Raw genomic sequence first — 21688 nt, 5'->3', positions numbered from 1 at the left:
AAAGATGCGCGGGTCGCGCTAGCGGCGCTTGAGCGCCTGGCCCAGCTTGGTCGCGAAGGCCGCGGCGGGCAAGGGCGAACCCTCCGGCATCTGGCCGGCGGGCAGGGTATGCAGCGTAGTGAGCTGGTTCGGGCCGACGCCCACCACCAGCCAGGTATTGTCGATTTCGACGACGACGATGCTTTGGCGCGCACCAACGGGCAGGCTGGCGACCTGCTTGAGCAGGTTGCCGCCGCCGCGCTGGGTCAATCCGGCCCGCCGCGCCAGCCAGGCCGACACCAGGATGGCGGCCACCACCAGCACCAGGCCGATGATGACGCGCAGCAGGGCAGATTCAGTCATGGCGCCAGACTGCTAGCGGCGGTTGTTCAAGCGGTTGATCCGCTCGGACGGGGTGATGATGTCGGTCAGGCGGATGCCGTACTTGTCTTCGACAACCACGACTTCGCCTTGGGCGATCAGGTAGCCGTTGACGAAGATGTCCATCGGCTCGCCGGCCAGGCCATCGAGCTCGACCACGGAACCCTGGCCCAGCTGGAGCAGGTTCTTGATGGTCAGGCGGGTGCGTCCCAGTTCGACCGTGAGCTGGACGGGAACGTCCATGATCAGGTCGATGTCGGTGCCCGAGCCGGCCGTGGCGCCAGCCAGGGGCTTGAACACCGACTGCGCTGCCGATTGTGCGGCAGGCGCGGCAGGTGCTGCGGGTGCAGCGGCCGGAGCCGGAGCCGCCGGGGCCGGGGCGGGCGCCGGCGCTGCGGCGGTCTGTTCAGCCATCGCGGCTGCCCAGTCGTCCTGCGGCTTCAGGCCATCGGCCTGGGTGGGCGGGTTGGCGCGGGATTGTTCGGCGAGCGCGTCGGCCCAGTCGTCGGCCGGGGACGAGCCGGAGCCAGGCTCGTTCTTGTCAGTCATGGTCGGGGGCCTCGTTTGAATCGGTATCGTAGGTAAACATGTTCTGTACGCGCAATGCGTACTGGCCGTTGAAGACGCCGTAGCCGCATTCCATCAGCGGTACGCCATCGACGTTGGCAATAATGGTTTCGGGCACGTCCACGGGAAGAACGTCGCCCACCTTCAAATGCATCAGTTCGCGGATCGACGACGGGATGCGCGCGAATTCCGCCACCACGTCGATATCGGCGCTGCGCACCTGGCGCGACAACTGCTGCGACCAGCGCTGGTCAACTTCTTCCAGCGTGGTTTCCTGCAGCGGCCGCGTCAGCAGATCGCGCACCGGCTCGATCATGGAATAGGGCAGGCAGATGTTCAGGTCGCCGCCGGTCGCGCCGAATTCGATGTGGAACGAGGTGACGACCACCACTTCATTGTTGCCGGTGATGCTGGCGAACTTGGTGTGCATCTCCGAGCGCACGTACTCGAATTCGATGGGATAGACGGGGTCCCAGGACTTGCCGTAGCTTTCCAGGGTCAGGTTGAGCAGGCGTCGGATGATGCGCTGTTCGGTCGTAGTGAAGTCCCGGCCTTCGACGCGCGTGTGGTAGCGGCCATCGCCGCCGAACAGGCTGTCGATGACCAGGAACACCAGGTTCGGGTCATAGGTGAACAGCGCCGTGCCACGCAGCGGCTTCATCTGAATCATGTTCAGATTGCTGGGCACGGGCAGGTTGCGTTCAAAGTCCGCGTACTTCTGGATCTTGATCGAGCCGACGGTGATGTCGGCGCTGCGGCGCATGAAGTTCAACAGCACGTTGCGCATGTGGCGCGCAAAACGCTCGTTGATGAGCTCCAGCGTCTGCATCCGGCGGCGCACGACGCGCTCGGGCGAGCTCAGGTCGTAGGCGCGCGCGCCGTCGTTTGCGTTCGCAGCCGCCGACTTGCTATCGCTCTCGCCGGTGACGCCGGCAAGCAGCGCATCGACTTCGTCCTGCGAAAGAAATGCCTCGTAGGCCATGCTTATTGCACCACGAACGCCGTGAACAGTACGTCGGTGACATACTGGCCGTCCGGCAACGGCGAGAACGGACGATTGACCGCGACCTTGATCGCGTTGGCCATGTCGGTCTTGCCTTGCTGCGTCTGCACGCCGGTGGGCGATTGCGAGGACAGCACCATCAGGATGCGGCTGCGCACTTCAGGCATGTATTTCTCAAGCCGCGTGCGGGTCTGCTCGTCGCTGACGCGCAGGGTCAGGCCGACGTGCATGATGCGTTCGGTGTCGGCATTTTGCAGCGTGACAGTGAAGGCTTCGATCGGCACGAAGATCGGCGCGGGCACGGCGATCGGGCCGGCGGGCGGCGCGACGAACGTGGTCGGCGTGGCTTGCGGGCCCTGGCCCGGCTGACCCGGCTGACCGGGTTGGCCGGCTTGACCGGGCTGGCCGCCAGGCACCTGGCCCACGCCCAACTGCACGGCAGCGCCAGCGGGCGGTTGCTGCATGCGCTGCGTGATGAACCAGGTTGCGCCGGCGCTGGCGCCCGCGACAATGAGCAGGACCAGAAGGCCCAGCAGGAGGCGAAGAACGCCGATGCCGCCGGATTTCTTGGCGCCCGACGGCGCGGTTATGGGTTTGGTAGTCGCCATCTCGGTTTCGATGCGTATTGAGCCGCTGGTGAAAACGGATTCTTAGTGGATGAAAGCATTCTGCCCCAAAGTGCGTCTCGCCTTGGAGGCGAAAAACAGGGCGAAAGCCGCGTATCTCAAGCTATTGCTGCACCGCCCGCGTCCGTTGCCGGATGCGGGCGACGTGTTTGTCACGCAAAGGTGTCGACCAGTGCGTTGGCGTTGCGCGACACGGTCACGGTGGGCGCGGCGATGTCGGTCGATGCATCGGCAAGCGCCGCTCCATTGCCCGACTGGCGCTGCGATCCGCCGTTGCCTTGTTGCTGCGCGAATTCCTGCTGCGCGGCCTGCTCACCCACGCTGGTCTGGCCCAGCGAGATGCCGGCTTGCGCCAGGGCCTGTTGCAGTTGCGGGATGGCGGTTTCGATGGCCTGGCGCACGGACGCATGGGCCGACACGAACGAGGCGCTGGCCACGCCGTCCGACAGGTTCAGGCTGACGCGCAGCGGGCCCAGGTCGGGCGGGTCCAGGCGCAGCTCGGCGGTCTGCATGCCTTGACGCGCGTTGGTGCTCATCATGACGACCTGCTGGCCCAGTTCGGTGCCCCAGTGCGTGCCGCCCACCGGGGTGGCGACCTGCATGACCAGCGGCACCGAGGGCGCGGCGATGGCGGCCTGGTTCACGACGGGCGCGGCCTGGCGCTGAGTGGCGGCGGCAAGCGCTTGCGCCAGGTTGTCCTGCGGCGTAGCGCCATGCTGCGGCGCCTGGAACTGCTGCGCGGTGCTGGTCAGGGCGGCCGTCAGCTCTTCTTCGGTGTGGGCCGGCAGCGTCGTGGTGTGCTCGCCGGCAGGCTGCGTGTCGCGCGCGACGCGCGGCAGCGGGATCTCGGGCGCCAGGCGCGGCGCATCCGCCTTGGCGACGACGGGCTTGGCGGCAGGCGCGGCTTCGGCAACCGGGGGCACGGCATTGCCCGGCTTGACCGCGGCGGTCAGGACCGGCTGCGCGGCTTGCGCGTTGCGCGCGGCAAGCGCCAGGGCGGCGTCGGCCTCTGCGGCCGTGGCGGCAACCGGCGTGCCCGCAGCGACGGGCGCGGTGGCGGGGGTCAGCGCGGCAGTCAGGACGGCCGCGCCGTTGCTCATCGCGGCGGCGGCGGATTCGGCCGTGCCGCGTGCCAGCTGCACCTGTTCGGCGGCCTGCGCGGCCAGGTCCAGCGTCTGCTGCGGCAGGACGACGACCGGCTGCTGCGCGGCGGCCACGGCCAATGCGCCGGCTTCGGCCGACGTGGCCGTCTTCACGGCTTCGTCGATGGCGCCGGCGGCGGCGGACTCGGCCTTGCTGGCGGGGTCATTGCTCGTGCCGGCGTTCTTGGCGGGCGTCTTCGCGCCGTTGTTCGCGGGCCGCGAATCGGCGGACGGCTTCGGGCGTTGCTGGGCCAGCACGTCGGAAAAGCTGGGGCCTTTCTTGTTCGCGGGTGCGGACTTGGCGCCCATCGCGTCGGCGATGGAAGTCGGCGCAACGGGCGAGACCGTGGGCAAGGGCAGGGGAGCGGTCATCTGGGGCTTCCTGTTAGGTATTGCTTAATGCATGCCAGCCTGGCGCTGGACCAGGCGGGCGGAATATTCGTCGTTGGCGCGTTGTTCGCGGCGGGATTCCACGACGGCCTGCGCGCGCATTTCGCGCTGCGCCAGGGCGTCGTAGGAACTGAGCTTGCGCTTTTCCTGCTGCCAGTACAGGCGGCCCTTGGCCAGGTTGTCGTCCGCCTGGCGCAACACGGCCTGCTGCTGGCCGATGGCGTCGTCCAGGGTGCCGATAAAGCGCTGGTAGTTATGGCAATCGCTGGCCGACATGCCCGTCGTCATCGCCTGCTGCAAACGCTCCAGGTAGTCCTGGCGGTAGTCGCTCAACATGCCCAGCTGGCGCTCGGCGTTGGTGCGTTCGGCGCTGAGGCGGCCCAGGAGGCGCGCGGCTTCGTCCGTGCTTTCCTTGGCCAGGTTGATCAACATGTCCAAGGGCAATTGGCTAGGCATAGGTGTCCCTTAACTCGAAACTGGCGCGCAACTGGTTGACGGCTTCGTCGTAGCCGATGTTCTCGCCGATGTCCTGCTGCAAGAAGGCTTCAAGGCGCGGATAGCGCGCGATGGCTTCGTCCAGCTGGGGGTCGTTGCCGGCCGCGTAGGCGCCGACGGCGATCAGGTCGCGGTTGCGTTGGTAGCGCGACAGGTTCTGCTTGAAGCGGCGCACGATAGCGAACTGCTGCGGCGTGATCAGCGAGGTCATGGCGCGCGAGATCGACGCTTCGATATCGATGGCGGGGTAGTGCCCGGCTTCGGCCAGATGGCGCGAGAGCACCACGTGGCCGTCCAGGATGGCGCGCGCCGAATCGGCGATCGGATCCTGCTGGTCGTCGCCCTCGGCCAGCACTGTATAGAACGCGGTGATCGATCCGGCCTTGCCGGACGGGCCGGGCGCGCCCATGCCGGCGCGTTCGACCAGCATCGGCAGCTTGGCGAACACGGACGGCGGGTAGCCCTTGGTGGCGGGCGGTTCGCCGATGGCCAGCGCGATTTCGCGTTGGGCCATGGCGTAGCGCGTCAGCGAATCCATGATCAGCAGGACGTCCAGCCCCTGATCGCGGAAGTGTTCGGCCAGCCGTGTGGCGTAGGCCGCGCCTTGCAGGCGCAGCAGCGCCGACACGTCGGCGGGCGCGGCCACGACGACCGAGCGGGCCAGGCCCTCGGGGCCCAGGTTGTGTTCGATGAATTCCTTGACTTCGCGGCCCCGTTCGCCGATCAGGCCCACCACGATGACGTCGGCCTTGGTGTAGCGCGCCATCATGCCCAGCAGCACGGATTTACCCACGCCGGAGCCGGCGAACAGGCCCATGCGCTGGCCGCGTCCGACCGTCAGCAGGCCATTGATCGCGCGCACGCCCGTGTCCAGCACGGTGTCGATCGGTGCGCGCGACAAGGGGTTGATGGGCTGTGCGGACAAGGGCGCCAGCTCGGCGCCCGTCAACGGACCCAGTCCGTCCAGCGGGCGGCCGGCGCCATCGAGCACGCGGCCCAGCAGGGCGTTGCCCACGGGCAGGTGGCGGCCCAGTTGCGGCTTGGCGTTGCCGTTCAGTTCCGCCTTGCGCGGCAGCGGAATCGCGCGTTGCACGGGCGGTTCGCCGGGCACGACGCGCGCGCCGGGCGGCAGGCCGGAAATGTCGGCCTGCGGCATCAGGTACAGGGTGTGGCCGTCGAAGCCCACGACTTCGGCGTCGGCCCAATGGTCATGGCCGCGCGCGATTTCGATGCGGGCGGCCGCGCCGACGGGCAGGCGCAGTCCGGTGGCGTGCAGCACCAGGCCGGTCGCGCGGGTGATCTTGCCGCTGACCAGCCACGGGTCGGTGGAGGCCGCGCGGATCGAGCCGATTTCCAGCTGGGTCTTCCAGCGGTCCAGCACCGGCACGGTGGACGCGGACGCCACGGGCAGGGTGGAGTGGCTGGTCTGCGCCGGGGCCTGATCGCCGTTCACGCCGGATCCTCCCAGGACACGTTGCGACCCAGCGAGGCCGCGACGCGGCGCCAGCGCGTCTGCAAGGTGGCGTCGATATCGCCAAACGGCGTTTCGGCGCGGCAACCGCCGCGCGCGATGGACTCATCGGCCAGCACGCGCCAGTGGCCTTCCTTCAGTTCGTCCGCCAGATGCAGGCGGATCAGCTCGATGTCTTCGGGGTTGGCCCACAAGCGCATCTGGCCGCCCGCGGACGGATTGATGTGCAGCACGTCGCGCACGGCGGCGGCCACGGTTTCGGGTTGTTCCGACAGCGTGGTGCGCACGACCTGCTGCGCGATGTCCAGCGCCAGCGTCAGCAGGCTCTGGCCCATTTTTTCTTCCAGCGCGCCCACGGAGGCGGCGCAGGCCTGCACCAGCGCATGCAGGCGTTGTGCTTCCTCTGCACCCTGTTCGCGGGCTTGCGCCAGGCCCTCGGCATAACCGGCTTCGCGGCCTGCGGCATAGCCAGCCTCGTGGCCCGCCTGCTGGCCGGCTTCGACGCCCGCTGCATGGCCTTGCGCGTAGCCTTCGTCGCGCCCTTCGGCCATGGCCTGGGCACGCAGCTGCGCCATCACGACGGCGGGGTCCGGGCCCGGATCGGGTTCCGGTTCGGGCGCCACTTCGACGGTCGCCGGCTCGTCGAACGACAGCATCTGCCAGCGCCGCCATGCGGCGCTGCGCGAGATGAGCGTCGTCGTGCCGTTGTCCGCTTCAGACATACGCGTCGTCTCCGGAATTGCCCAGCACGATCTGGCCGCTCTCGGCCAGGCGGCGGGCGATCTGCAGGATCTTCTTCTGCTCGCCTTCCACCTTCGACATGCGGATCGGACCTTGCGCTTCCAGGTCCTCGCGCAGCATTTCGGCGGCACGGCTGGACATGTTGCGCAGGAACTTGGCGCGCAACTCTTCCTGGGCGCCCTTGAGCGCGACCATGAGCGTGTCGTTGTCGATTTCCTTGAGGATGAGCTGGATGGCGCGGTCTTCGACGTCGAGCAGGTTGTCGAACACGAACATCTCGTCGATGATCTTCTGCGCCAGATCGTTGTCGCGCTCGCGCAGGCTGGCCACGACGGTTTCCTCGTCCGAGGAATTCATCATGTTCAGGATCTCGGCCGCGGTGCGCACGCCGCCCATCTTGCTGCGCTTGGCGCCCTGACCAGCCAGCACGGAGTTCAGCACTTCGGTCAGTTCGGACAAGGCTGCCGGCTGCACGCCGCCGAAGGTGGCGATGCGCAGCATGACGTCGTTGCGCAGGCGGTCGGTCAGCAACGCCAGCACGCCGGCCGCGCGGTCGCGTTCCAGGTGGACCAGGATCGTTGCAATGATCTGCGGGTGTTCGTCGCCGATCAGCTCGGCCACGGTGTTCGGGTCCAGCCAGTTCAGCGCGTCGATGCCGCTGCCGCCGTCGCCGGCTTCCAGGATGTCTTCGATCAGGCCGGCGGCGCGGTCGCTGCCCAGCGCCTTGGTCAGCACGCTGCGGATGTAATCGTCCGAGCCCAGCGTGACGGCCATGAACTGGTCGGCTTCCTGGCGGAATTCTTCCAGCACCACGGCCACGTCGTTGCGCGTGACCTGCTTCAGGCTGGCCATCGCCGCGCCCACCTGCTGCACTTCACGGGCGCTCAGGTACTTGAAGACTTCGGCTGCGGCGTCCTCGCCCAGCGACATCATCAGGACGGCGCTGCGCGTCATGCCGTCCATCGGAGTGGAATCATTTTTCATCTTTGCTCATCCAGGTGCGCAGAACCATCGCGACGGCGCGCGGATCCTTGTTGGCCATCGTGCGGGCGCGTTCCAGGTTGTCTTCGTAACGGCTGAGTTCCTTGGTGCGCGCCGCGTCCTGGGCCTCGCGAGCGGCTTCCTGACGCTCGGCTTCGGCCATTTCAGGATCCACCGGCGGGTACAGGTACTCGGTGACCGAGCGGCGGATCTTGCGGTACAGCCAGAAGGCCAGCACCAGACCCACGAGCCATGCCAGGATGGTCTTGAACAGGGCAATCATTTCCGGATCGCGCCACATCGGCAGCGGCGGCGGGCCATCGTTGAACTGGCTGTTGACCAGATTCAGCGAGTCGCCACGCGTTTCGGAATAGCCCATGGCTTCGCGGACCAGGTTGGTCAGCTTGTTCAGTTCTTCGGGCGGCAGGGCTTGCGGCTCGCCGTCCTTGTCGCGGATGTAGTTCACGACCACGGCAACGGACAGGCGCTTCAGGTTGCCCACCGGCTGCTTGATGTGGCTGATCGTGCGGTCCACTTCATAGTTGGTGGTGGCGTCGCGGCGCTCGTTCAGGTTGGCGGTCGCCGCCTGGGTGCCGGTCTGCTGCTGTTGTTGCTGCTGCTGCGCGTTGGCGGCGGCAGGCGGCTGGCCGGGGCGCGGGGGTTGTTGCGCTGGGGGATTGGCCAGCGGAGCCTGCGCATTGGGAGGCGCCTGATTGGACAGCGCGCCGGGCACGCCCTGGGCGGGGTTGACGCCGCGTTGGGTGGAATCGCTGGTCTGCTGGCTGCGCACAGCGGCCTGGCCAGGTTCCTGGTTGGGACGGTAGATCTCGGACGTTTCTTCGCGGCGGGCGAAGTCGACGTCGGCGCTGGCCTGGGCGTGTACGTTGCCCGGGCCCACCAGCGGATTCAGGATGGTCAGGATGCGTTCAACGGTGCGCTGTTCCATTTCGCGCACGAAGCGCATCTGGTCGGCGTCCATGCCACGGCCTTCGCCCAGCGGCGCCGACAGCAGGCGGCCGTTCTGGTCGACGATCGACACGTTTTCGGCGGTCAGCTCGGGCACGCTGGAGGCCACCAGCCACGAAATCGCCGACACTTGCGCATCGCTCATGCTGCGGCCGGGGTACACATTGAGCAGCACCGAAGCGGTAGGAGCCTGGCGCTCGCGCACGAACAGCGACTGGCGCGGCATGGCCAGGTGGACGCGGGCGTGTTGCACGGTGTGCATGGCTTCGATCGAACGCGCCAGCTCGCCTTCCAGGCCACGCTGATAGTTGATCTGCTCGGCGAACTGGCTGGCGCCGAAGCGGGCGTTGTCCATCAGCTCGAAGCCCACGGAACCGCCGCGCGGCAAGCCTTGCGAGGCCAGTTGCAGGCGCGCGTCATAGACGCGATCGGCCGGCACCAGCAGGGCGGTGCCTGTCTCGTTGTAGCGGTAGGGCACGTTCATGGTGCCCAGGGCCGTCACGATGGCGCCGCCGTCGCGGTCGTCCAGGTTCGAGAACAGGACCTTGTACTTGGGCTCGCTCGTCCACATCACGGCGGCGACGATCAGCGCGACGACGGCGGCAGCCGCGCCCAGCAAGATAGGCTTGGGCAGTGCGCGGACCTTTTCCAGCACAGGGAACTTCGCCAGCAGCGACGAACTCAGAGTGGCCTGCTGATTCATCGACGGCTCCCGCTGGCTGCGCGGCGCAAGGAAAAGGACTTCATGTCTGGGTAGGGCAGATTACACATGCAACGTGCTTCTGGTCTGGGGAGAGCCTGGATTATTGCCCTTGGGTCGACAATCCCAATCGATGAAAACAGCCGGTTTTTGGCGTTACTTATCCTCTATGTCATGGCGCGCACGACAGATCCGGCCCCGACGTTCGGCATTCGGGGAAATGTCGGGGTTTTTGGCGGTTTTTAACGGCTATGGGCGCGCGCGATCGGCGTTACGCTTTGCGGCAACATTGGCGTAATCGCCCCACCAGCAAGGAATCAGGTAATGGCTGTATCAGGCTTGAACGGCATCGAAAGCATGCTCCAGCAGATGCGCACCGTCGTGAGCAAGGCGGAAACCGGCAATCTGGCCGCCGGGGAATCGGTCGGCCAGCCCGACGGTTTCGCCGCCGAGCTGCAACGCTCGATCCGCCGCGTCACCTCGGCCCAGAACGCGTCGTCGGCGCAGGCCAAGGCGTTTGAAATGGGCGCGCCGGACATCTCGCTGAACGACGTGATCATCGACATGCAGAAAGCCAGCCTTGGCTTTCAGACCGCGGTGCAGGTGCGCAACAAGCTGGTTGCGGCCTACAAGGAAATCTCGTCGATGGCCGTGTGATGGCGTCGATCTGAAAAAAGGCCTTTCCGGTTCAATCGGAAAGGCCTTTTTTTTGTGCGAGGCTTGCGCTCAGTTGCGCTGCGCGCCTTTTTCCAGCCGCCACACCACTTTTTGCAGCCAGTTTTCCTGGCGTGCATCCAGGTTCAGGAACACGGCGCCGACGTGGCTCATCGGCGGTTCGCCGGTCAGGGATACGTGCCGGGGCGCTTCTTCTTCCGGGCTGTCCGGCTGGATCATGGGCTGGCCGGAAATCGGGTAGACGTTGCGCACTTCCAGGTGGGCGCTGAGTTTGCCGAGATCGCCAAAATCGAGTTGCACGTCTTCCATGATCGTGCCGCGCTCGGGCAGGGCGGGCACCGCCAGGCCGGCGCGCAGGCCCACGCCGTCAACCGAGATGTCGCGCACCGTGAAGCTCAAGGGCTTGACCTTGGGCTCGGGCTGCCAGATGGCCTGGTACTGGCCGGCGCCAGTGGCCAGCGAGGCGCGGAACATCTTGCGTCGCTGGATGCGGGCCAGTCGATCGGGAAACGGCGACATCAGCGCCGCGCTGCCGTCGTCGAAGTGGATCACTTCGGGGCGCTGCACGCGAAAGCGGATCTGTACGCCGCCATAGGCGGTGGCATGGAAATGGAAGGTGGTGCCACTGAGCAGCCCCATGCTGTCGGACTGCTCGAAGTCAGCGCCCGCGTAGTCGCGCGGTCGCCAGAAGAATTGGCGAGTCTGTTTGTCCGCGCCCAGCACCAGCACCGCCATTTCACGGTCGGCGGCGTCGCGCACAAGGATGTGGCTGTCGGGGTGCGTCAGCTCGAACAGAGCGGAGCGCATGTCTTCCGGCCGGGTCAGCAGGAATTCCGGGTCGCTGGCTTCCAACACGTTGGTGGTCCTTAGAGAATGAGGTCAGGCGGGCGGCGCCGCTTGGGGAAGCTCGCGCGATTCCAGGCGATAGAGCCAAGCCAGCAATTCTGCCACTGCCACGTACAGTTGGGGAGGAATATGTGCATCCAGGTCCACCTGCATGAGCAGGCCGACCAATTCACGCGATTCATGCACATACAGGCCATTTTCTTCGGCGGCGCGCACGATGGTGTCGGCAAGCTGGCCGTAGCCCTTGGCGACGACGCGCGGGGCGCCGTCCTTGTCGTCGTAGGAAATGGCGACGGCCGCATTGCGGTTGGCGTTGGGGCCGCCGTCCTCGGTATAGGGGGTGTTGCTCATCAGAAGTCGGTCGGGATGACTGGGCGCGGGTCCGTCACGCTGACCGCCAGATTGCTCAGGGTCAGGCCGGCAGCCAGCAGGCGCGAGCGCAGCTGGTCGGAGGCGTTATTGATTTCACCGGCGGCAAGCGGCGCGACCAGTTGCAGCACGATCTGGTCGCCCGCCAGGTTCAGCCGGGCGTCGACCAGGCCAAGACGGGGCAGGTCCAGCTTCAGGCGCGTGGCCCAGGTGGGCGTGGCCGAATCGGGATCGCCGCCGTAGGGGTCGCGTTCCACTTCCCATTCCATCGGCGTACCGGGCCAGGCCTCGCCTTGCCAGGTCAGGGATTGGTTGGCCAGCACGTCCAGCTGTTGGCGGACCAGCACGGTGAGGTCCTGGTGGATGCCGGCGACGGGCGTACTCGGCGCGGGGGTCGAGGACGTCCCCGCGCCCGAGGGCGCATCGGCGCCACCCGCCGTGCGGTTGGCGGCGGGGGCTTCGGCGCGGCTGCGGGCTGCGTTGGCCGTCTGCTGCGCGCTGTCCTTGGGTAGATTGGCCTGCGGCTCTTTTTTCAGCGCGTCCGGATTGGTCCGGCCGAACACCATGTCGGTCAGGTGCGATTCGTAGAACAGGCCGCTGGTCTGCAACGCCTGGCGCAAGGCCTGGCCCAGCAGGCGGGCGGACGGTCCGCCGGCGGCCAGCGAGGCATGCGCCGCCGCGTCCGCGCCGCGCGCCGCATGGGCGTCGGCCGAGCCTGCGGGGCGCGTGGTCTTGGCGGCAGCCGCTGCATCCGCGCCAGCCGGGAGCGCGAGGGAAGCGGAAGGCGGGGTCCCCGGTTGTGGGGTCGCGGTTTGCGCGGGCGCTGCGGCCGCGTTGCCCGGGGCGGGTTGCGGCGTTGCCTGCGCGGGGGCTTGGCCGGGCGCGGCCTCGCCGCTGCCGCTCCATAGCGGCGCTCGCCCCTGGACGGCGGGCGCGGCTTCGGGGAACTGGGCCAGCAAGGCGAGGATCGTGCGGGCAGTGGTGCCCAGCGTCGTCGGAGCCGAGGCGGTCGTGTCGCTGCTGGTGACCAGGCCGCGCGCGGCCAGCGCCAGCGCGGCGGCGGTCTTGGCGTCCACGACGGCATTCTGGCGGTCGCCTCGGGCGCCGCCAGTTTGTATGCCTTGCCGGGGATCGCGGGTGGAGGCGTCCGAGGACCCGGGCTTTTCCGGGCCGCCAGGTTGGCTGACGGCATCCGGCCGCGCGCCTGAAACCTGGTTGGCGTTCGCGGCGGACATCGTCGTGCCAAGCACGGCGTCCAACCGCTGCACCAGGACGTTACCGAGTGCGGCGGGACCGACGCTCATTCTTCAGGCGCCTGATATCCGTAGGCCGACAGCAGCGTCTGCTGGCGCTTCATGCGGCCCAGCAGCTCGCCCAGGCGCGCCAGTTGAGGAATGGCCAGGTCGCGCGTCTCTGCATCGTTTTCCAGAATGCGCACGAGCAGGTCGTATTTCATGGCGCGAGCCGCGTCGTCCAGCGGGGCTTTCTGTTCGGTCTGGCGCAAGAGCTCGACGCGTTCACAGTATTGCTGGCCGTGAACCATGGCCAGATCCCAGTCACCCGCCTTGGCGGCGTTCAGCATTTCCCCCGTGATGGACGCAATTTCCTGGTAGTTTTCCAGGATGGAGGGAAGGGACTGGGTGAGGGACGTCATGGAAATCTCGGGCGTTCGCAGGCTGGCTAGGGGCATGGGTCGGGCCATTACGGCTCCAATCCGCCAGCCGGCCGGTCGATGGAAGTCTGCCAGGCTTCGGCCAGGTCGGCCAGCAGCCGGTCGGCAATATCCAGCTGCTCGACGTCCGCCTTCAGGTTCGCTGTCAGCAGGGTACGGATGATGTAGTCGTAGAGCAGGGCGAGGTTGGCGGCGATGTCGCCGCCCGCCTCCATGTTCAGCCCCGTCTTCAGGCCTTCATCGACGATCTTGATGGCTTTCGAGATCGCGGCGCCACGTTCGGCGATCCGGCCTTCGTTCAAGTGGATGCGCGCCTGCCCGATGGCCGCCCGCGCACCCAGGTAGAGCAGGGTGATCAGCCGCTCCGGGCTTGCGCCCAGGACTTGCGTTTCCAGGCCGATATCGGCGTAGGAACGAACAGAATAAGACCCTGAGGGCCGTCGGGCGGCATACGTCATTTAATGCATCTTCTATAAGTTACTTGTTGGACTTATTCATTGCCTCAAACTGCTGGGTCAGGTAGTTGCCCGTGCTTTGCATCTTCATATAGAAGGTGTCCAGCGCAACAAACTGCGCGCGCATCCGTTCGATTTCGGCGTCGCTCGACGCCTTGGCACGTGCCTTTTGCGCATCCAGCGCGCTGATGGTCTTGGCCAGGCCGTCCTGGCGCGTCTTGAGCGAACCCGTCGAACCCAGGACGTCCTTGAGGGCCTTGTCGATATTCTTGGCCAGGCCGTTCTCGCCGGTCAGCAACTTGGTGACGTCGGCGGGATTTTCGGTCAGCGCCTTGGTCAGCTTGGTGGTGTCCAGCTTCAATTCACGCGCGGTGGCGTCGGTGGTGATGCCCAGGTCCGCCAGCGAGCGCAGCGTGCCATCGCCCAGCACCGATTGCAGCGCGCCGGACAAGGCCGATTGGATCGACCGCGTCGTGCCGTCGCCCGTCAGCGGCTGGTTGGTGGCCGCCTTTGAATCGAACGCCGTCAGGTTCTTGATGGTCGTCTGCAGCGTCTTGTACTTGGTGACGAAGTCCTGCACTGCCTTGCTGGCCACGGAGGTGTCCGCTTCCAGCTTCAGCGTGATCGGCTTGTCGGTCTCGGTTTTCTCGGCCAGATTCAGCGTGATGCCGTCGATGGCGGTCGAAATATTGTTCGAGCCGCTCTTGACCGTGATGCCGTTGATGATGACTTCGGCGTCCTGCCCCTTGGTGGCCGTCATGCCGCTGGTGTTGCCGCCGGCATCGGTGCTGAAGGTCAGGATGTCCTTGAGCGACTGGTCGCCATTGACGGTGATGGACTTGACCGATGCCTTCTCGCCCGTGTCGCGCGCGGTCAGCATCAGGAAGTTGTTGCCGTTGCCGTCGTTGATGACGGTGGCGCGCAGGCCGGTCTTGTCGTCGGCATTGATGGCTTTGACGATACCGTTCAGCGACGTGTCGTCCTTCAGGTCGACGGTGCGCTTGGTGCCGTCGGACAGCTCGATTTCAAACGTGCCGGTGGCGCCGTTCTTGGCGGTGCGGTCGGCGACGGCCGAGGATTGCAGGCTTTGTGCGCGGGCCAGGTTTTTCACTTCAATGGTGTACTGACCGGCAACGGCGCCTTCAGCGGCCACGGTGGCCGTCAAGGCGGAACCGCCAGTCACGCTGCCCTTGATGGCAGCCATCGTTTCCGTCTTGCCGAGCACGGCGGCCGACGATTGAAGGGCTTCCAACGCGCTTTGCAGCTGCGAGTAAGCGTCGATACGGGTCTGATAGCTTTCGGCACGGGTCGTGTAGACCGACAGCTTTTTCGTCTCGGCGTCTTGCAGGTCCGACAGGATCTTTTCCAGCGGCAAGCCGGACACGGACCCAAGGTTGGTAATAGAAGCCATGTGAAATTCCTTCCTAGCGATGCGATTCTGTCAAAAATACGGTGCCGGCGATTGGCCGGGTAAGGGCATAAGGCGGGCCTAATTCGGGGTTTCCCTCACGTACAGGCGCCAACTTGCATGAAAAACACTGTTTTAAGGGTCACTCACGCAGAGGTCTTGATGCCATTGCCTTGCATGTTCACGATCATTTTGGCGATCTTCAGCACGGTTTCGCTGGGGATCGTGCGGATGACATCGCCTGATTCCGCGTCCACTACCGACACCACCACCTGATGCACGTTCGGGTCTATTTCGAACTGCAGCTGCGTCGACCACGCCTTCATCTGGTCGTTGATTTCGTCCAGCGCCTTATCCAAAGGCAGCTTCTGCGAATCAGATTGGTCCGACGTAGCACTGTCGGAGGCGCCGCTGTTCGTCGCGGCGGCGGCGGGCGTCACGCTCACAGCCGGTTCGGCGGCGATGGGCGCGGGCACGACCGCAGCGGGTGCGAACGTAGCGGGGGCTAGGGGGGTTACGGCCATGATCACTCCAGCGGCGATGTGGGCGTCTCGGAGGAACGCGCTGTTTTCAGGGAATTCTCAGCTACGATAACGGCACCCTCGCAGGGAACTTTAGCCCCCGGCGAGGCCTGATGTTTCACGTGCTAATCAGTTTGGATCGGGCAATGAGTGTCAAGACGGCGCTGCGAGTCATCGAAATCATCGAAACCTTTGCCCGCGAGAAACGCGCGCTGCCACTGTCGGAGCTGGCCCGCCTGCTGGACGTCCCCGTCTCCAGCTGCCTGGCGCTGATCCGCACCCTGACCGGCCTGGGTTATCTGTACGAAACCGGCCGTCGCCAGGGTTACTACCCCACGGGCCGACTGCTTGCCATGGCGCAGCGCATCGCCCGCGCCGATCCGGTGCTGGACCGGGTCTATCCCAGCCTGGCTGAACTGCGTGACGCGACCCGCGAAACCGTGGTGTTCGCCAAGCTTACGCAGGACAGCCGGGTGGTGTATCTGGACGTGCTGGATTCGCCACATACCATCCGATACGCGCCTGTTGCCGGCGAGTTCAAGGACGTACACGCCAATTCGCTCGGCAAGGCGTTGCTGTCGCTGATGGATGCGGCGGGGCGCCAGGCCTTCCTGGAAGGCACGCCGATGACGCGCTACAACGAACGCACGCTCGTCACGCCGCAGGCGCTGGAAGACGATCTTGCGCGTTCGCGGCAGCGCGGGTGGTTCATGAACAGCGGCGAATCGATCGCCGACGTGGGCGCCATCGCGTGGCCCGTCACGCTGTCGGGCGAACATTACGCGATTTCGGTGGGCGGCCCGATCTACCGGATCGAGCCGCAGCAGGAGGCGTATGCGCGCATCCTGCGGGCGGCCTGCACCGCCCTGGAACAGCAGGCCTGAGCGCCCGGGGCGGGCGCCCGTCGCCCGCGTCAATACGACTTGGGCAGGCCCAGCACCTTTTCGGCGATGAAGCACATGATCAGCTGCGGGCTGACGGGTGCGATGCGCGGGATGAAGCTTTCGCGCAATAGCCGTTCCACGTGATATTCCTTGGCGTAGCCCATGCCGCCCAAGGTCATCACCGCCGTCTGGCAGGCGTTGTAGCCCGCTTCGGCCGCCAGGTATTTGGCCGTGTTGGCATACGGACCGCAAGGCTGGCCGGCGTCGTACAGGCTGGCGGCCTTGAAGACCATGAGGTCGGCGGCCTCCAGCTGCATCCAGGCTTGCGCCAGCGGGTGCTGAATGCCCTGATTCTGGCCGATGGGGCGTCCGAATACCGTTCGTTCGCCCGCGTATTTCACCGCGCGATCCAGCGCCGCGCGGCCGATGCCCACGGCTTCCGCGGCGATCAGGATGCGTTCCGGGTTCAGGCCGTGCAGGATGTATTCGAAGCCCCGGCCTTCCTCGCCGATGCGGTCGGCCACCGGGATGCGCAGCCCGTCGATGAACAGCATGTTCGAGTCCACGGCCTTGCGCCCCATCTTCTCGATTTCACGCACTTCGATCTTTTCGCGGTCCAGGTCCGTATAAAAGAGCGACAGGCCCTGCGTAGGCTTGTCCACTTCCGCCAGCGGGGTGGTGCGCGCCAGCAGCAGCATCTTGGTGGCCACCTGCGCCGTCGAGATCCAGATCTTGCGGCCGTGCACGATGTACTCGTCGCCCTGGCGCACGGCCCGGGTCGACAGCTTGGTGGTATCCAGGCCGGCGTCGGGCTCGGTCACGGCGAAGCAGGCCTTTTCGCGGCCGGCGATCAGCGGTTCCAGCCAGCGCGCGCGCTGCTCGTCGCTGCCGAACACCACCACGGGGTTCAGCCCGAAGATGTTCATGTGCACGGCGGACGCGCCGGTAAAGCCCGCGCCGGAAGCGGCGATGGTCTGCATCATCAGCGCCGCTTCGGTCATGCCCAGGCCCGCGCCGCCATATTCCTGCGGCATGGCGATGCCCAGCCAGCCGTCGCGCGCCAGATCGGCGTGCAGGGGCTCGGGAAAACCGCCTTCGCGGTCGCGTTCCAGCCAGTATTCGTCGGGATAGCGGTCGCAGATGCGCGAGACCGCGTCGCGCAGCGCCAATTGGTCGGGGGTGAAAGCAAAGTCCATCAGTGGTTTCCATCCTGGGTAATGCCCCGGGCGACCAGGGCGTCGATCCGGGCGTCGTCGTAGCCCGCCTGCGCCAGCACCTCGCGGCTGTGTTCGCCCAGCCGGGGCGCGGGCAGGCGCAGGGAAGTCGGCGTGCCTTGAAATTGCCCCAGCGGCGCGGGGGTGCGGATCCGGCCTTCCGTGGGGTGATCCATCTGGCGGATGAATCCGGTCGCGCTCAGGTGCTCGTCCTGCAGCAGGTCGTCGACCGTGTACAGCTGCGAAGCCGGGATATCGGCCTGTGTCAGCGCGTCCAGCCATTCCTGGGTGGGGCGCGTGCGGATCACATCGGCGACGAAGGCATAGACCTCGCTGATATGCGCCGCGCGCGCGCCATGCGTGCAAAAGCGCGGGTCCTGCCCCAGCTCGGGCTGGCCGATCAGATTGAAGAAGTTGCGCCAGTGCTTGTCGTTGTAGATCAGCAGGCACAGGTAGCCGTCGGCGGTGGCATAGGGGCGGCGGTGCGGGGCCAGCAGCCGCGCGTAGCCCGTCGGCCCCATCGGCGGCTCGAAGGTGGCGCCGCCCAGATGGTCGCCCAGCACCAGATGGGCCATGCCTTCAAACATGGGGATTTCGACCTGCTGGCCGTGGCCAGTAGCCTTGGCGTGCAACACCGCCGACACCAGGGCGATGCCGACGTGCAAGCCGACCGCGCGGTCCGCCAGGGTCAAGGGCGCATAGCGCGGCACATCGCCGCTTTGCTCGGCGGACAACGCGGCGATGCCGGTCTGCCCCTGGATCAGGTCGTCGTAGGCGGGCCGGCCGGCATAGGGGCCGGCCTCGCCAAACCCGTAGGCGCCCAGGTAGACGATGCGGGGATTGCGCGCGGCGACCTCGTCATAAGACAGCCCCAGCCGGGCCATGGCCTGCGGCCGGATGTTGTAGAGCAGGGCGTCGCAGGACTCGGCCAGTTGCAGGCAGGCTTCGCGTCCCTCGGGCGTTTTCAGGTCCAGCACGATCGAACGCTTGTTGCGGTTCAGGTGCAGGTACAGATGGCCCATGCCAGGGTTGCGCATGGGGCCGACGGCCCGCATGTTGTCGCCGGCCGGCGACTCGACCTTGATGACGTCGGCGCCCAGGTCCGCCAGGATCTGCGTGGCGTAGGGCCCCATCACGACCGAGCTCAGGTCCAGGATGCGCACGCCGGACAACGGGCCGGCGGGCGCGGCGTCAGTCGCCGGGTGAGGCGTGGCTTGCGTCATTGCTGTTCGATCCCCGCGTCTTTGATCAGCTTGCCCCACAGGTCGCGCTGCTCGCTCACGAAGGTGGCGAACGCGTCCGGCGTGCTGGAGAACGCGTCAAAGCCCAGGCCCGCCAGCCGCTTCTTGACGTCGGGCTTGGCCACGACCTGGTTGATGGCGGCGTTCAATTTGGCGACCACTTCAGGCGGCAGGCCGGCCGGGCCGAAATAGCCGTTCCAGGAATTCAGGTCGAAGTCTTTCACGCCCGCCTCGGCCATCGAGGGCAGCTCGGGCACGATGCTGCTGCGTTCGGCCGTCGATACCGCCAACGCGCGCAACTGGCCCGACTGCACGAAGGGCAGGCCGGACGCCAGATCCGTGAACATGAAATCGACCTGGCCGCCCACGACATCGGTCAGCCCTTGCGGCGTGCCCTTGTACGGCACGTGCAGGATGTCGATCTTGGCGCGATCGGCCAGCGTCGCGCCGGCGACGATGCCGGTGCTGTTGCCGCTGGCATAGGTGATGCGGCCCGGGTTCTTTTTCGCGTCCGTCACCAGATCGGCGACCGTCTTCCACGGGCGCTTGGGATTGACCACCAGGATGAACGGCAGGTTGCCGCCGCGCGCGATGGGGGTGAAATCCTTCACAGGGTCGTAGGGCACGTTCTTCATCAGCCAGGGGGCGGCCGAGTGCGACGTGTTGGTGGTGACGAACAGCGTGTAGCCGTCCGGCTTGGCGCGTGCCACGTAGCTGGCCGCGATGGTCGCGTTGGCGCCCGGCTTGTTCTCGACCACGATCTGCTGGCCAAGAATGGTGGACAGTTCCTGGCCGAAGATCCGGCCGACCGCATCGGTGCCCGAGCCGGCGGGGAAGGGCACGATCAGGGTGATGGGCTTGTTGGGATAGTCAGCGGCCTGGGCCACGGGGGCGGCCATCAAGGCTGCGCCGCCGAGCAGGGCGGCGCCGAACAGACGTAGGGGGTGCATGGGTTGTCTCCAGTTTTTATCGGAAATTCAAGCGCGGCTCTGCGTCCGCTGCCTGGGTGCCGCGCCGTTCAGGCGGCGGGCGGTGGCGCCGGAAAGTCCCGGATCACGCGATCGGGGGATTCCTCGTACGGAGGGGTGTAGATCACCAGCAGCCTGGCGGGCTGATCGCTGGTTACGGTAAATACGTGGGGGATGTCGGGCGGGAAGTAGCAGCAGTCGCCCGCCACCATGTCGGCCGTTTCATCGGCGACCTGCGCGCGCGCGGTGCCGGACAGCAGATAACAGACCTGTTCGATACCCGGGTGCGCGTGAGGCAGCGCGCCTTGGCCTTTTTCGATCGTGCCCAGCAGCACTTCCACGCCGCGCGCGCCGACCGTGTCGGGGCTGATCAGCCGGCGGTTCAAAGTGCCGGTGTGATTGGCGGGGTGATAGCCGGGGATGTCGGCTTCGCGGACCAGCCAGCGGGGGGTTGAGGATTGCGTCATGTTTGTCCGTCTAAATTTTCATACGTGAATTCATTTTCACGTATGAGAAAAACATCGGCAAGCGCTTTTTCACGCCGGATACCGTGGCGCGCCCTAGGGGATTAGGGAAAACACCGGGCACGGACTGCTAAAATCCTGGACTGTCTTTCTCTCACGGCTCCGCCATGTCCCCCGCTTCTTCGCCCGCCGCTTCCGCCACCCTGTCCGAATGGCTCCAGTACCTGGAATCCATACACGCCACCGCGATCGACATGGGCCTGGATCGCGTTCGCGAAGTGGCCTCGCGCATGGGGCTTGAGCTGTCCGGCGTGAAGTTCGTCGTCGGCGGCACGAACGGCAAGGGCTCCACCTGTGCGATGCTCGAAGCCATCCTGCTGGCGGCGGGCTACAAGGTCGGGCTGTACACCTCTCCGCACCTGATCGATTTCAACGAGCGCGCCCGCGTCAACGGCCAGATCGCGTCGGACGCCGACCTGATCGCGCAGTTCCAGGCGGTCGAGGCGGCGCGCGGCGACGTCTCTCTGACCTACTTTGAATTCACCACGCTGGCCATCCTGCGGCTGTTCTCGCAGTCGCGGCTGGATGCCATCGTGCTGGAAGTGGGCCTGGGCGGGCGTCTGGACGCCGTCAATATCGTCGACGCCGATTGCTCCATCGTCACCAGCGTCGACCTTGACCACACCGACTGGCTGGGCGACACGCGCGAGAAGATCGGTTTCGAAAAAGCCCACATCTACCGCCCCGGCCGTCCGGCCATTTGCAGCGACCCGGTCCCGCCCCAATCCCTGCTGGACCACGTCGAGAAAATCGGCGCGGACCTCTGGCTGTTCGGGCGCGACTACAACTATTCCGGCGACCGCCAGCAGTGGGCGTACGGCGGCCGCGAACAGCGCCGCAGCGCGCTGGCGTATCCGGCGTTGCGCGGGGCCAATCAGCTGCTCAATGCCTCGGCCGCGCTGGCCGCGCTGGAATCCGTGCGCGACCGGCTGCCGGTGCAGCAGCAGGCCGTTCGCCTGGGTCTGTTGCAGGCGTCGTTGCCGGGCCGCTTCCAGATCCTGCCGGGCCAGCCCTCGGTGATCCTGGACGTGGCGCATAACCCGCACGCTGCCGCCGTGCTGGCGCAGAACCTGGACAACATGGGCTTCCATCCGTACACCCACGCGGTGTTCGGCATGCTGAACGACAAGGATCTGGAAGGCGTCGTCGCCAAGCTGGGCACGCGCATCGACCACTGGTATTGCGCCGGCCTGCCGGGGCCGCGCGGCACGTCGGGCCAGGCGCTGGCCGACAAGGTCGCCGCCGCCTTGCCGCCGTCGCCCGCGGGGGCCGAAAGCCCCAGCATCGCCGCCTTCGAAGATCCCGCCCAGGCCTTCGCCGCAGCACGCGAACGGGCGGTCGAGAATGATAGAATCGTCGTGTTTGGGTCGTTTCTCACCGTGGCCTCGGTTTTGCAGGCTCTGGGTCGCAAGGCATAGGCAAAACGGGTCATGGCGGCCCGCCGCCATATTGCCGCAAGGCGCCGCAAG

At 66.5% G+C, this 21688-nt stretch carries 24 protein-coding genes; 3 read left to right on the top strand and 21 right to left on the bottom strand.

From position 1 onward, the window contains the following. Nucleotides 1–18: 18 nt before the first annotated feature. From fliO to fliF, 10 genes are all read right to left on the bottom strand, one after another. Nucleotides 19–342 carry a flagellar biosynthetic protein FliO gene (fliO, locus tag API01S_RS20950; protein ID WP_061306056.1) on the bottom strand — a complete coding sequence of 108 codons (324 nt, stop codon included), beginning with the start codon at nt 340–342 and terminating at the stop codon, nt 19–21. 12 nt (nt 343–354) lie between these two features. After that, the gene (gene fliN / locus API01S_RS20945) at nt 355–909 is read right to left on the bottom strand and encodes a flagellar motor switch protein FliN (RefSeq protein WP_061306055.1); all 555 of its coding nucleotides are present in this window, start codon (nt 907–909) and stop codon (nt 355–357) included. Further along, nucleotides 902–1909 (bottom strand): flagellar motor switch protein FliM, encoded by a 1008-nt coding sequence (fliM, locus tag API01S_RS20940; RefSeq protein WP_006221879.1) that lies wholly within the window; start codon nt 1907–1909, stop codon nt 902–904. Before fliM ends, fliN begins: the two co-directional genes overlap by 8 nt. A 2-nt stretch (nt 1910–1911) precedes the next feature. After that, complete coding sequence (locus tag API01S_RS20935; RefSeq protein ID WP_006221878.1) at nt 1912–2538, bottom strand: flagellar basal body-associated FliL family protein; 627 nt, start codon at nt 2536–2538, stop codon at nt 1912–1914. 170 nt (nt 2539–2708) lie between these two features. Beyond that, a complete protein-coding gene (locus API01S_RS20930; protein WP_061306054.1) occupies nt 2709–4070 on the bottom strand; it encodes a flagellar hook-length control protein FliK in 1362 nt (453 codons plus the stop codon). Nucleotides 4071–4094: 24 nt separating this feature from the next. Further along, nucleotides 4095–4544, bottom strand: a complete 450-nt coding sequence (gene fliJ / locus API01S_RS20925; protein ID WP_006219063.1) for a flagellar export protein FliJ — start codon at nt 4542–4544, stop codon at nt 4095–4097. Beyond that, nucleotides 4537–5970 (bottom strand): flagellar protein export ATPase FliI, encoded by a 1434-nt coding sequence (gene fliI, locus API01S_RS20920; protein WP_050729290.1) that lies wholly within the window; start codon nt 5968–5970, stop codon nt 4537–4539. Before fliI ends, fliJ begins: the two co-directional genes overlap by 8 nt. Before the next feature lie 62 nt (nt 5971–6032). Beyond that, on the bottom strand, nt 6033–6776 hold the full coding sequence (gene fliH / locus API01S_RS20915; RefSeq protein ID WP_050729030.1) for a flagellar assembly protein FliH: 744 nt from the start codon (nt 6774–6776) through the stop codon (nt 6033–6035). Continuing rightward, nucleotides 6769–7779 carry a flagellar motor switch protein FliG gene (fliG, locus tag API01S_RS20910; protein ID WP_039883173.1) on the bottom strand — a complete coding sequence of 337 codons (1011 nt, stop codon included), beginning with the start codon at nt 7777–7779 and terminating at the stop codon, nt 6769–6771. The genes fliH and fliG overlap by 8 nt, the downstream gene beginning before the upstream one ends. Further along, a complete protein-coding gene (gene fliF / locus API01S_RS20905) occupies nt 7769–9445 on the bottom strand; it encodes a flagellar basal-body MS-ring/collar protein FliF (RefSeq protein WP_061306053.1) in 1677 nt (558 codons plus the stop codon). The genes fliG and fliF overlap by 11 nt, the downstream gene beginning before the upstream one ends. Nucleotides 9446–9766: 321 nt before the next feature. Here fliF and fliE point away from each other — a divergent pair, with 321 nt between their 5' ends. Further along, a complete protein-coding gene (gene fliE / locus API01S_RS20900) occupies nt 9767–10099 on the top strand; it encodes a flagellar hook-basal body complex protein FliE (RefSeq protein WP_046807469.1) in 333 nt (110 codons plus the stop codon). 69 nt (nt 10100–10168) lie between these two features. On the opposite strand, the gene API01S_RS20895 is transcribed toward fliE, so the two are convergent. The 7 genes from API01S_RS20895 to API01S_RS20865 all read right to left on the bottom strand — a co-directional run bounded on the left by API01S_RS20895 (nt 10169) and on the right by API01S_RS20865 (nt 15391). Then, nucleotides 10169–10972: a flagellar brake protein gene (locus tag API01S_RS20895; RefSeq protein ID WP_006219069.1), complete on the bottom strand. Its 804-nt coding sequence runs from the start codon at nt 10970–10972 to the stop codon at nt 10169–10171. A gap of 24 nt (nt 10973–10996) precedes the next feature. After that, on the bottom strand, nt 10997–11314 hold the full coding sequence (locus tag API01S_RS20890) for an EscU/YscU/HrcU family type III secretion system export apparatus switch protein (RefSeq protein ID WP_006219070.1): 318 nt from the start codon (nt 11312–11314) through the stop codon (nt 10997–10999). Beyond that, nucleotides 11314–12636 carry a flagellar hook-length control protein FliK gene (fliK, locus tag API01S_RS20885; RefSeq protein WP_061306052.1) on the bottom strand — a complete coding sequence of 441 codons (1323 nt, stop codon included), beginning with the start codon at nt 12634–12636 and terminating at the stop codon, nt 11314–11316. The genes API01S_RS20890 and fliK overlap by 1 nt, the downstream gene beginning before the upstream one ends. Then, nucleotides 12633–12986 carry a flagellar protein FliT gene (locus tag API01S_RS20880; protein WP_050729289.1) on the bottom strand — a complete coding sequence of 118 codons (354 nt, stop codon included), beginning with the start codon at nt 12984–12986 and terminating at the stop codon, nt 12633–12635. Before API01S_RS20880 ends, fliK begins: the two co-directional genes overlap by 4 nt. Nucleotides 12987–13033: 47 nt before the next feature. Further along, nucleotides 13034–13462, bottom strand: a complete 429-nt coding sequence (gene fliS, locus API01S_RS20875; protein WP_006219074.1) for a flagellar export chaperone FliS — start codon at nt 13460–13462, stop codon at nt 13034–13036. A 19-nt stretch (nt 13463–13481) separates the two neighbouring features. Beyond that, nucleotides 13482–14870 carry a flagellar filament capping protein FliD gene (gene fliD / locus API01S_RS20870; RefSeq protein WP_006219075.1) on the bottom strand — a complete coding sequence of 463 codons (1389 nt, stop codon included), beginning with the start codon at nt 14868–14870 and terminating at the stop codon, nt 13482–13484. Between the two features lie 143 nt (nt 14871–15013). Next, a complete protein-coding gene (locus tag API01S_RS20865) occupies nt 15014–15391 on the bottom strand; it encodes a flagellar protein FlaG (RefSeq protein ID WP_006219076.1) in 378 nt (125 codons plus the stop codon). Nucleotides 15392–15534: 143 nt separating this feature from the next. On the opposite strand from API01S_RS20865, the gene API01S_RS20860 reads away from it, so the two are divergent. Then, nucleotides 15535–16272, top strand: a complete 738-nt coding sequence (locus tag API01S_RS20860; protein WP_039883175.1) for an IclR family transcriptional regulator — start codon at nt 15535–15537, stop codon at nt 16270–16272. A gap of 29 nt (nt 16273–16301) precedes the next feature. On the opposite strand, the gene API01S_RS20855 is transcribed toward API01S_RS20860, so the two are convergent. The 4 genes from API01S_RS20855 to API01S_RS20840 all read right to left on the bottom strand — a co-directional run bounded on the left by API01S_RS20855 (nt 16302) and on the right by API01S_RS20840 (nt 20162). Then, nucleotides 16302–17468: an acyl-CoA dehydrogenase family protein gene (locus tag API01S_RS20855; protein ID WP_061306051.1), complete on the bottom strand. Its 1167-nt coding sequence runs from the start codon at nt 17466–17468 to the stop codon at nt 16302–16304. Next, entirely contained in the window at nt 17468–18709 is a 1242-nt protein-coding gene (locus tag API01S_RS20850; protein ID WP_061306050.1) for a CaiB/BaiF CoA transferase family protein, read from the bottom strand. Before API01S_RS20850 ends, API01S_RS20855 begins: the two co-directional genes overlap by 1 nt. Next, a complete protein-coding gene (locus API01S_RS20845) occupies nt 18706–19677 on the bottom strand; it encodes a Bug family tripartite tricarboxylate transporter substrate binding protein (protein WP_061306049.1) in 972 nt (323 codons plus the stop codon). The genes API01S_RS20850 and API01S_RS20845 overlap by 4 nt, the downstream gene beginning before the upstream one ends. Before the next feature lie 68 nt (nt 19678–19745). Further along, nucleotides 19746–20162 carry a cupin domain-containing protein gene (locus API01S_RS20840; protein WP_006219081.1) on the bottom strand — a complete coding sequence of 139 codons (417 nt, stop codon included), beginning with the start codon at nt 20160–20162 and terminating at the stop codon, nt 19746–19748. Between the two features lie 164 nt (nt 20163–20326). On the opposite strand from API01S_RS20840, the gene folC reads away from it, so the two are divergent. Then, the gene (folC, locus tag API01S_RS20835) at nt 20327–21637 is read left to right on the top strand and encodes a bifunctional tetrahydrofolate synthase/dihydrofolate synthase (protein ID WP_061306048.1); all 1311 of its coding nucleotides are present in this window, start codon (nt 20327–20329) and stop codon (nt 21635–21637) included. Nucleotides 21638–21688: the final 51 nt, after the last annotated feature.

Source organism: Achromobacter piechaudii NBRC 102461 (genome assembly GCF_001571245.1).
Taxonomy (GTDB): Bacteria; Pseudomonadota; Gammaproteobacteria; order Burkholderiales; family Burkholderiaceae_B; genus Achromobacter; species Achromobacter piechaudii.
Note: the sequence above shows the minus strand (reverse complement) of the source record. Positions and strands in the feature narration are given on the sequence as shown.

Bases quoted from the DNA above. Each gene is read 5' to 3' on its own strand.
- fliJ (WP_006219063.1), bottom strand. From the start codon at position 4,544: ATGCCTAGCCAATTGCCCTTGGACATGTTGATCAACCTGGCCAAGGAA.
- API01S_RS20855 (WP_061306051.1), bottom strand. From the start codon at position 17,468: ATGGACTTTGCTTTCACCCCCGACCAATTGGCGCTGCGCGACGCGGTC.
- fliK (WP_061306052.1), bottom strand. From the start codon at position 12,636: ATGAGCGTCGGTCCCGCCGCACTCGGTAACGTCCTGGTGCAGCGGTTG.
- API01S_RS20865 (WP_006219076.1), bottom strand. From the start codon at position 15,391: ATGGCCGTAACCCCCCTAGCCCCCGCTACGTTCGCACCCGCTGCGGTC.
- fliD (WP_006219075.1), bottom strand. From the start codon at position 14,870: ATGGCTTCTATTACCAACCTTGGGTCCGTGTCCGGCTTGCCGCTGGAA.
- API01S_RS20845 (WP_061306049.1), bottom strand. From the start codon at position 19,677: ATGCACCCCCTACGTCTGTTCGGCGCCGCCCTGCTCGGCGGCGCAGCC.
- fliS (WP_006219074.1), bottom strand. From the start codon at position 13,462: ATGACGTATGCCGCCCGACGGCCCTCAGGGTCTTATTCTGTTCGTTCC.
- API01S_RS20890 (WP_006219070.1), bottom strand. From the start codon at position 11,314: ATGAGCAACACCCCCTATACCGAGGACGGCGGCCCCAACGCCAACCGC.
- fliG (WP_039883173.1), bottom strand. From the start codon at position 7,779: ATGAAAAATGATTCCACTCCGATGGACGGCATGACGCGCAGCGCCGTC.
- fliH (WP_050729030.1), bottom strand. From the start codon at position 6,776: ATGTCTGAAGCGGACAACGGCACGACGACGCTCATCTCGCGCAGCGCC.
- API01S_RS20860 (WP_039883175.1), top strand. From the start codon at position 15,535: ATGAGTGTCAAGACGGCGCTGCGAGTCATCGAAATCATCGAAACCTTT.
- API01S_RS20880 (WP_050729289.1), bottom strand. From the start codon at position 12,986: ATGACGTCCCTCACCCAGTCCCTTCCCTCCATCCTGGAAAACTACCAG.
- fliF (WP_061306053.1), bottom strand. From the start codon at position 9,445: ATGAATCAGCAGGCCACTCTGAGTTCGTCGCTGCTGGCGAAGTTCCCT.
- API01S_RS20840 (WP_006219081.1), bottom strand. From the start codon at position 20,162: ATGACGCAATCCTCAACCCCCCGCTGGCTGGTCCGCGAAGCCGACATC.
- fliN (WP_061306055.1), bottom strand. From the start codon at position 909: ATGACTGACAAGAACGAGCCTGGCTCCGGCTCGTCCCCGGCCGACGAC.
- API01S_RS20935 (WP_006221878.1), bottom strand. From the start codon at position 2,538: ATGGCGACTACCAAACCCATAACCGCGCCGTCGGGCGCCAAGAAATCC.
- API01S_RS20930 (WP_061306054.1), bottom strand. From the start codon at position 4,070: ATGACCGCTCCCCTGCCCTTGCCCACGGTCTCGCCCGTTGCGCCGACT.
- API01S_RS20850 (WP_061306050.1), bottom strand. From the start codon at position 18,709: ATGACGCAAGCCACGCCTCACCCGGCGACTGACGCCGCGCCCGCCGGC.
- fliM (WP_006221879.1), bottom strand. From the start codon at position 1,909: ATGGCCTACGAGGCATTTCTTTCGCAGGACGAAGTCGATGCGCTGCTT.
- fliO (WP_061306056.1), bottom strand. From the start codon at position 342: ATGACTGAATCTGCCCTGCTGCGCGTCATCATCGGCCTGGTGCTGGTG.
- fliE (WP_046807469.1), top strand. From the start codon at position 9,767: ATGGCTGTATCAGGCTTGAACGGCATCGAAAGCATGCTCCAGCAGATG.
- folC (WP_061306048.1), top strand. From the start codon at position 20,327: ATGTCCCCCGCTTCTTCGCCCGCCGCTTCCGCCACCCTGTCCGAATGG.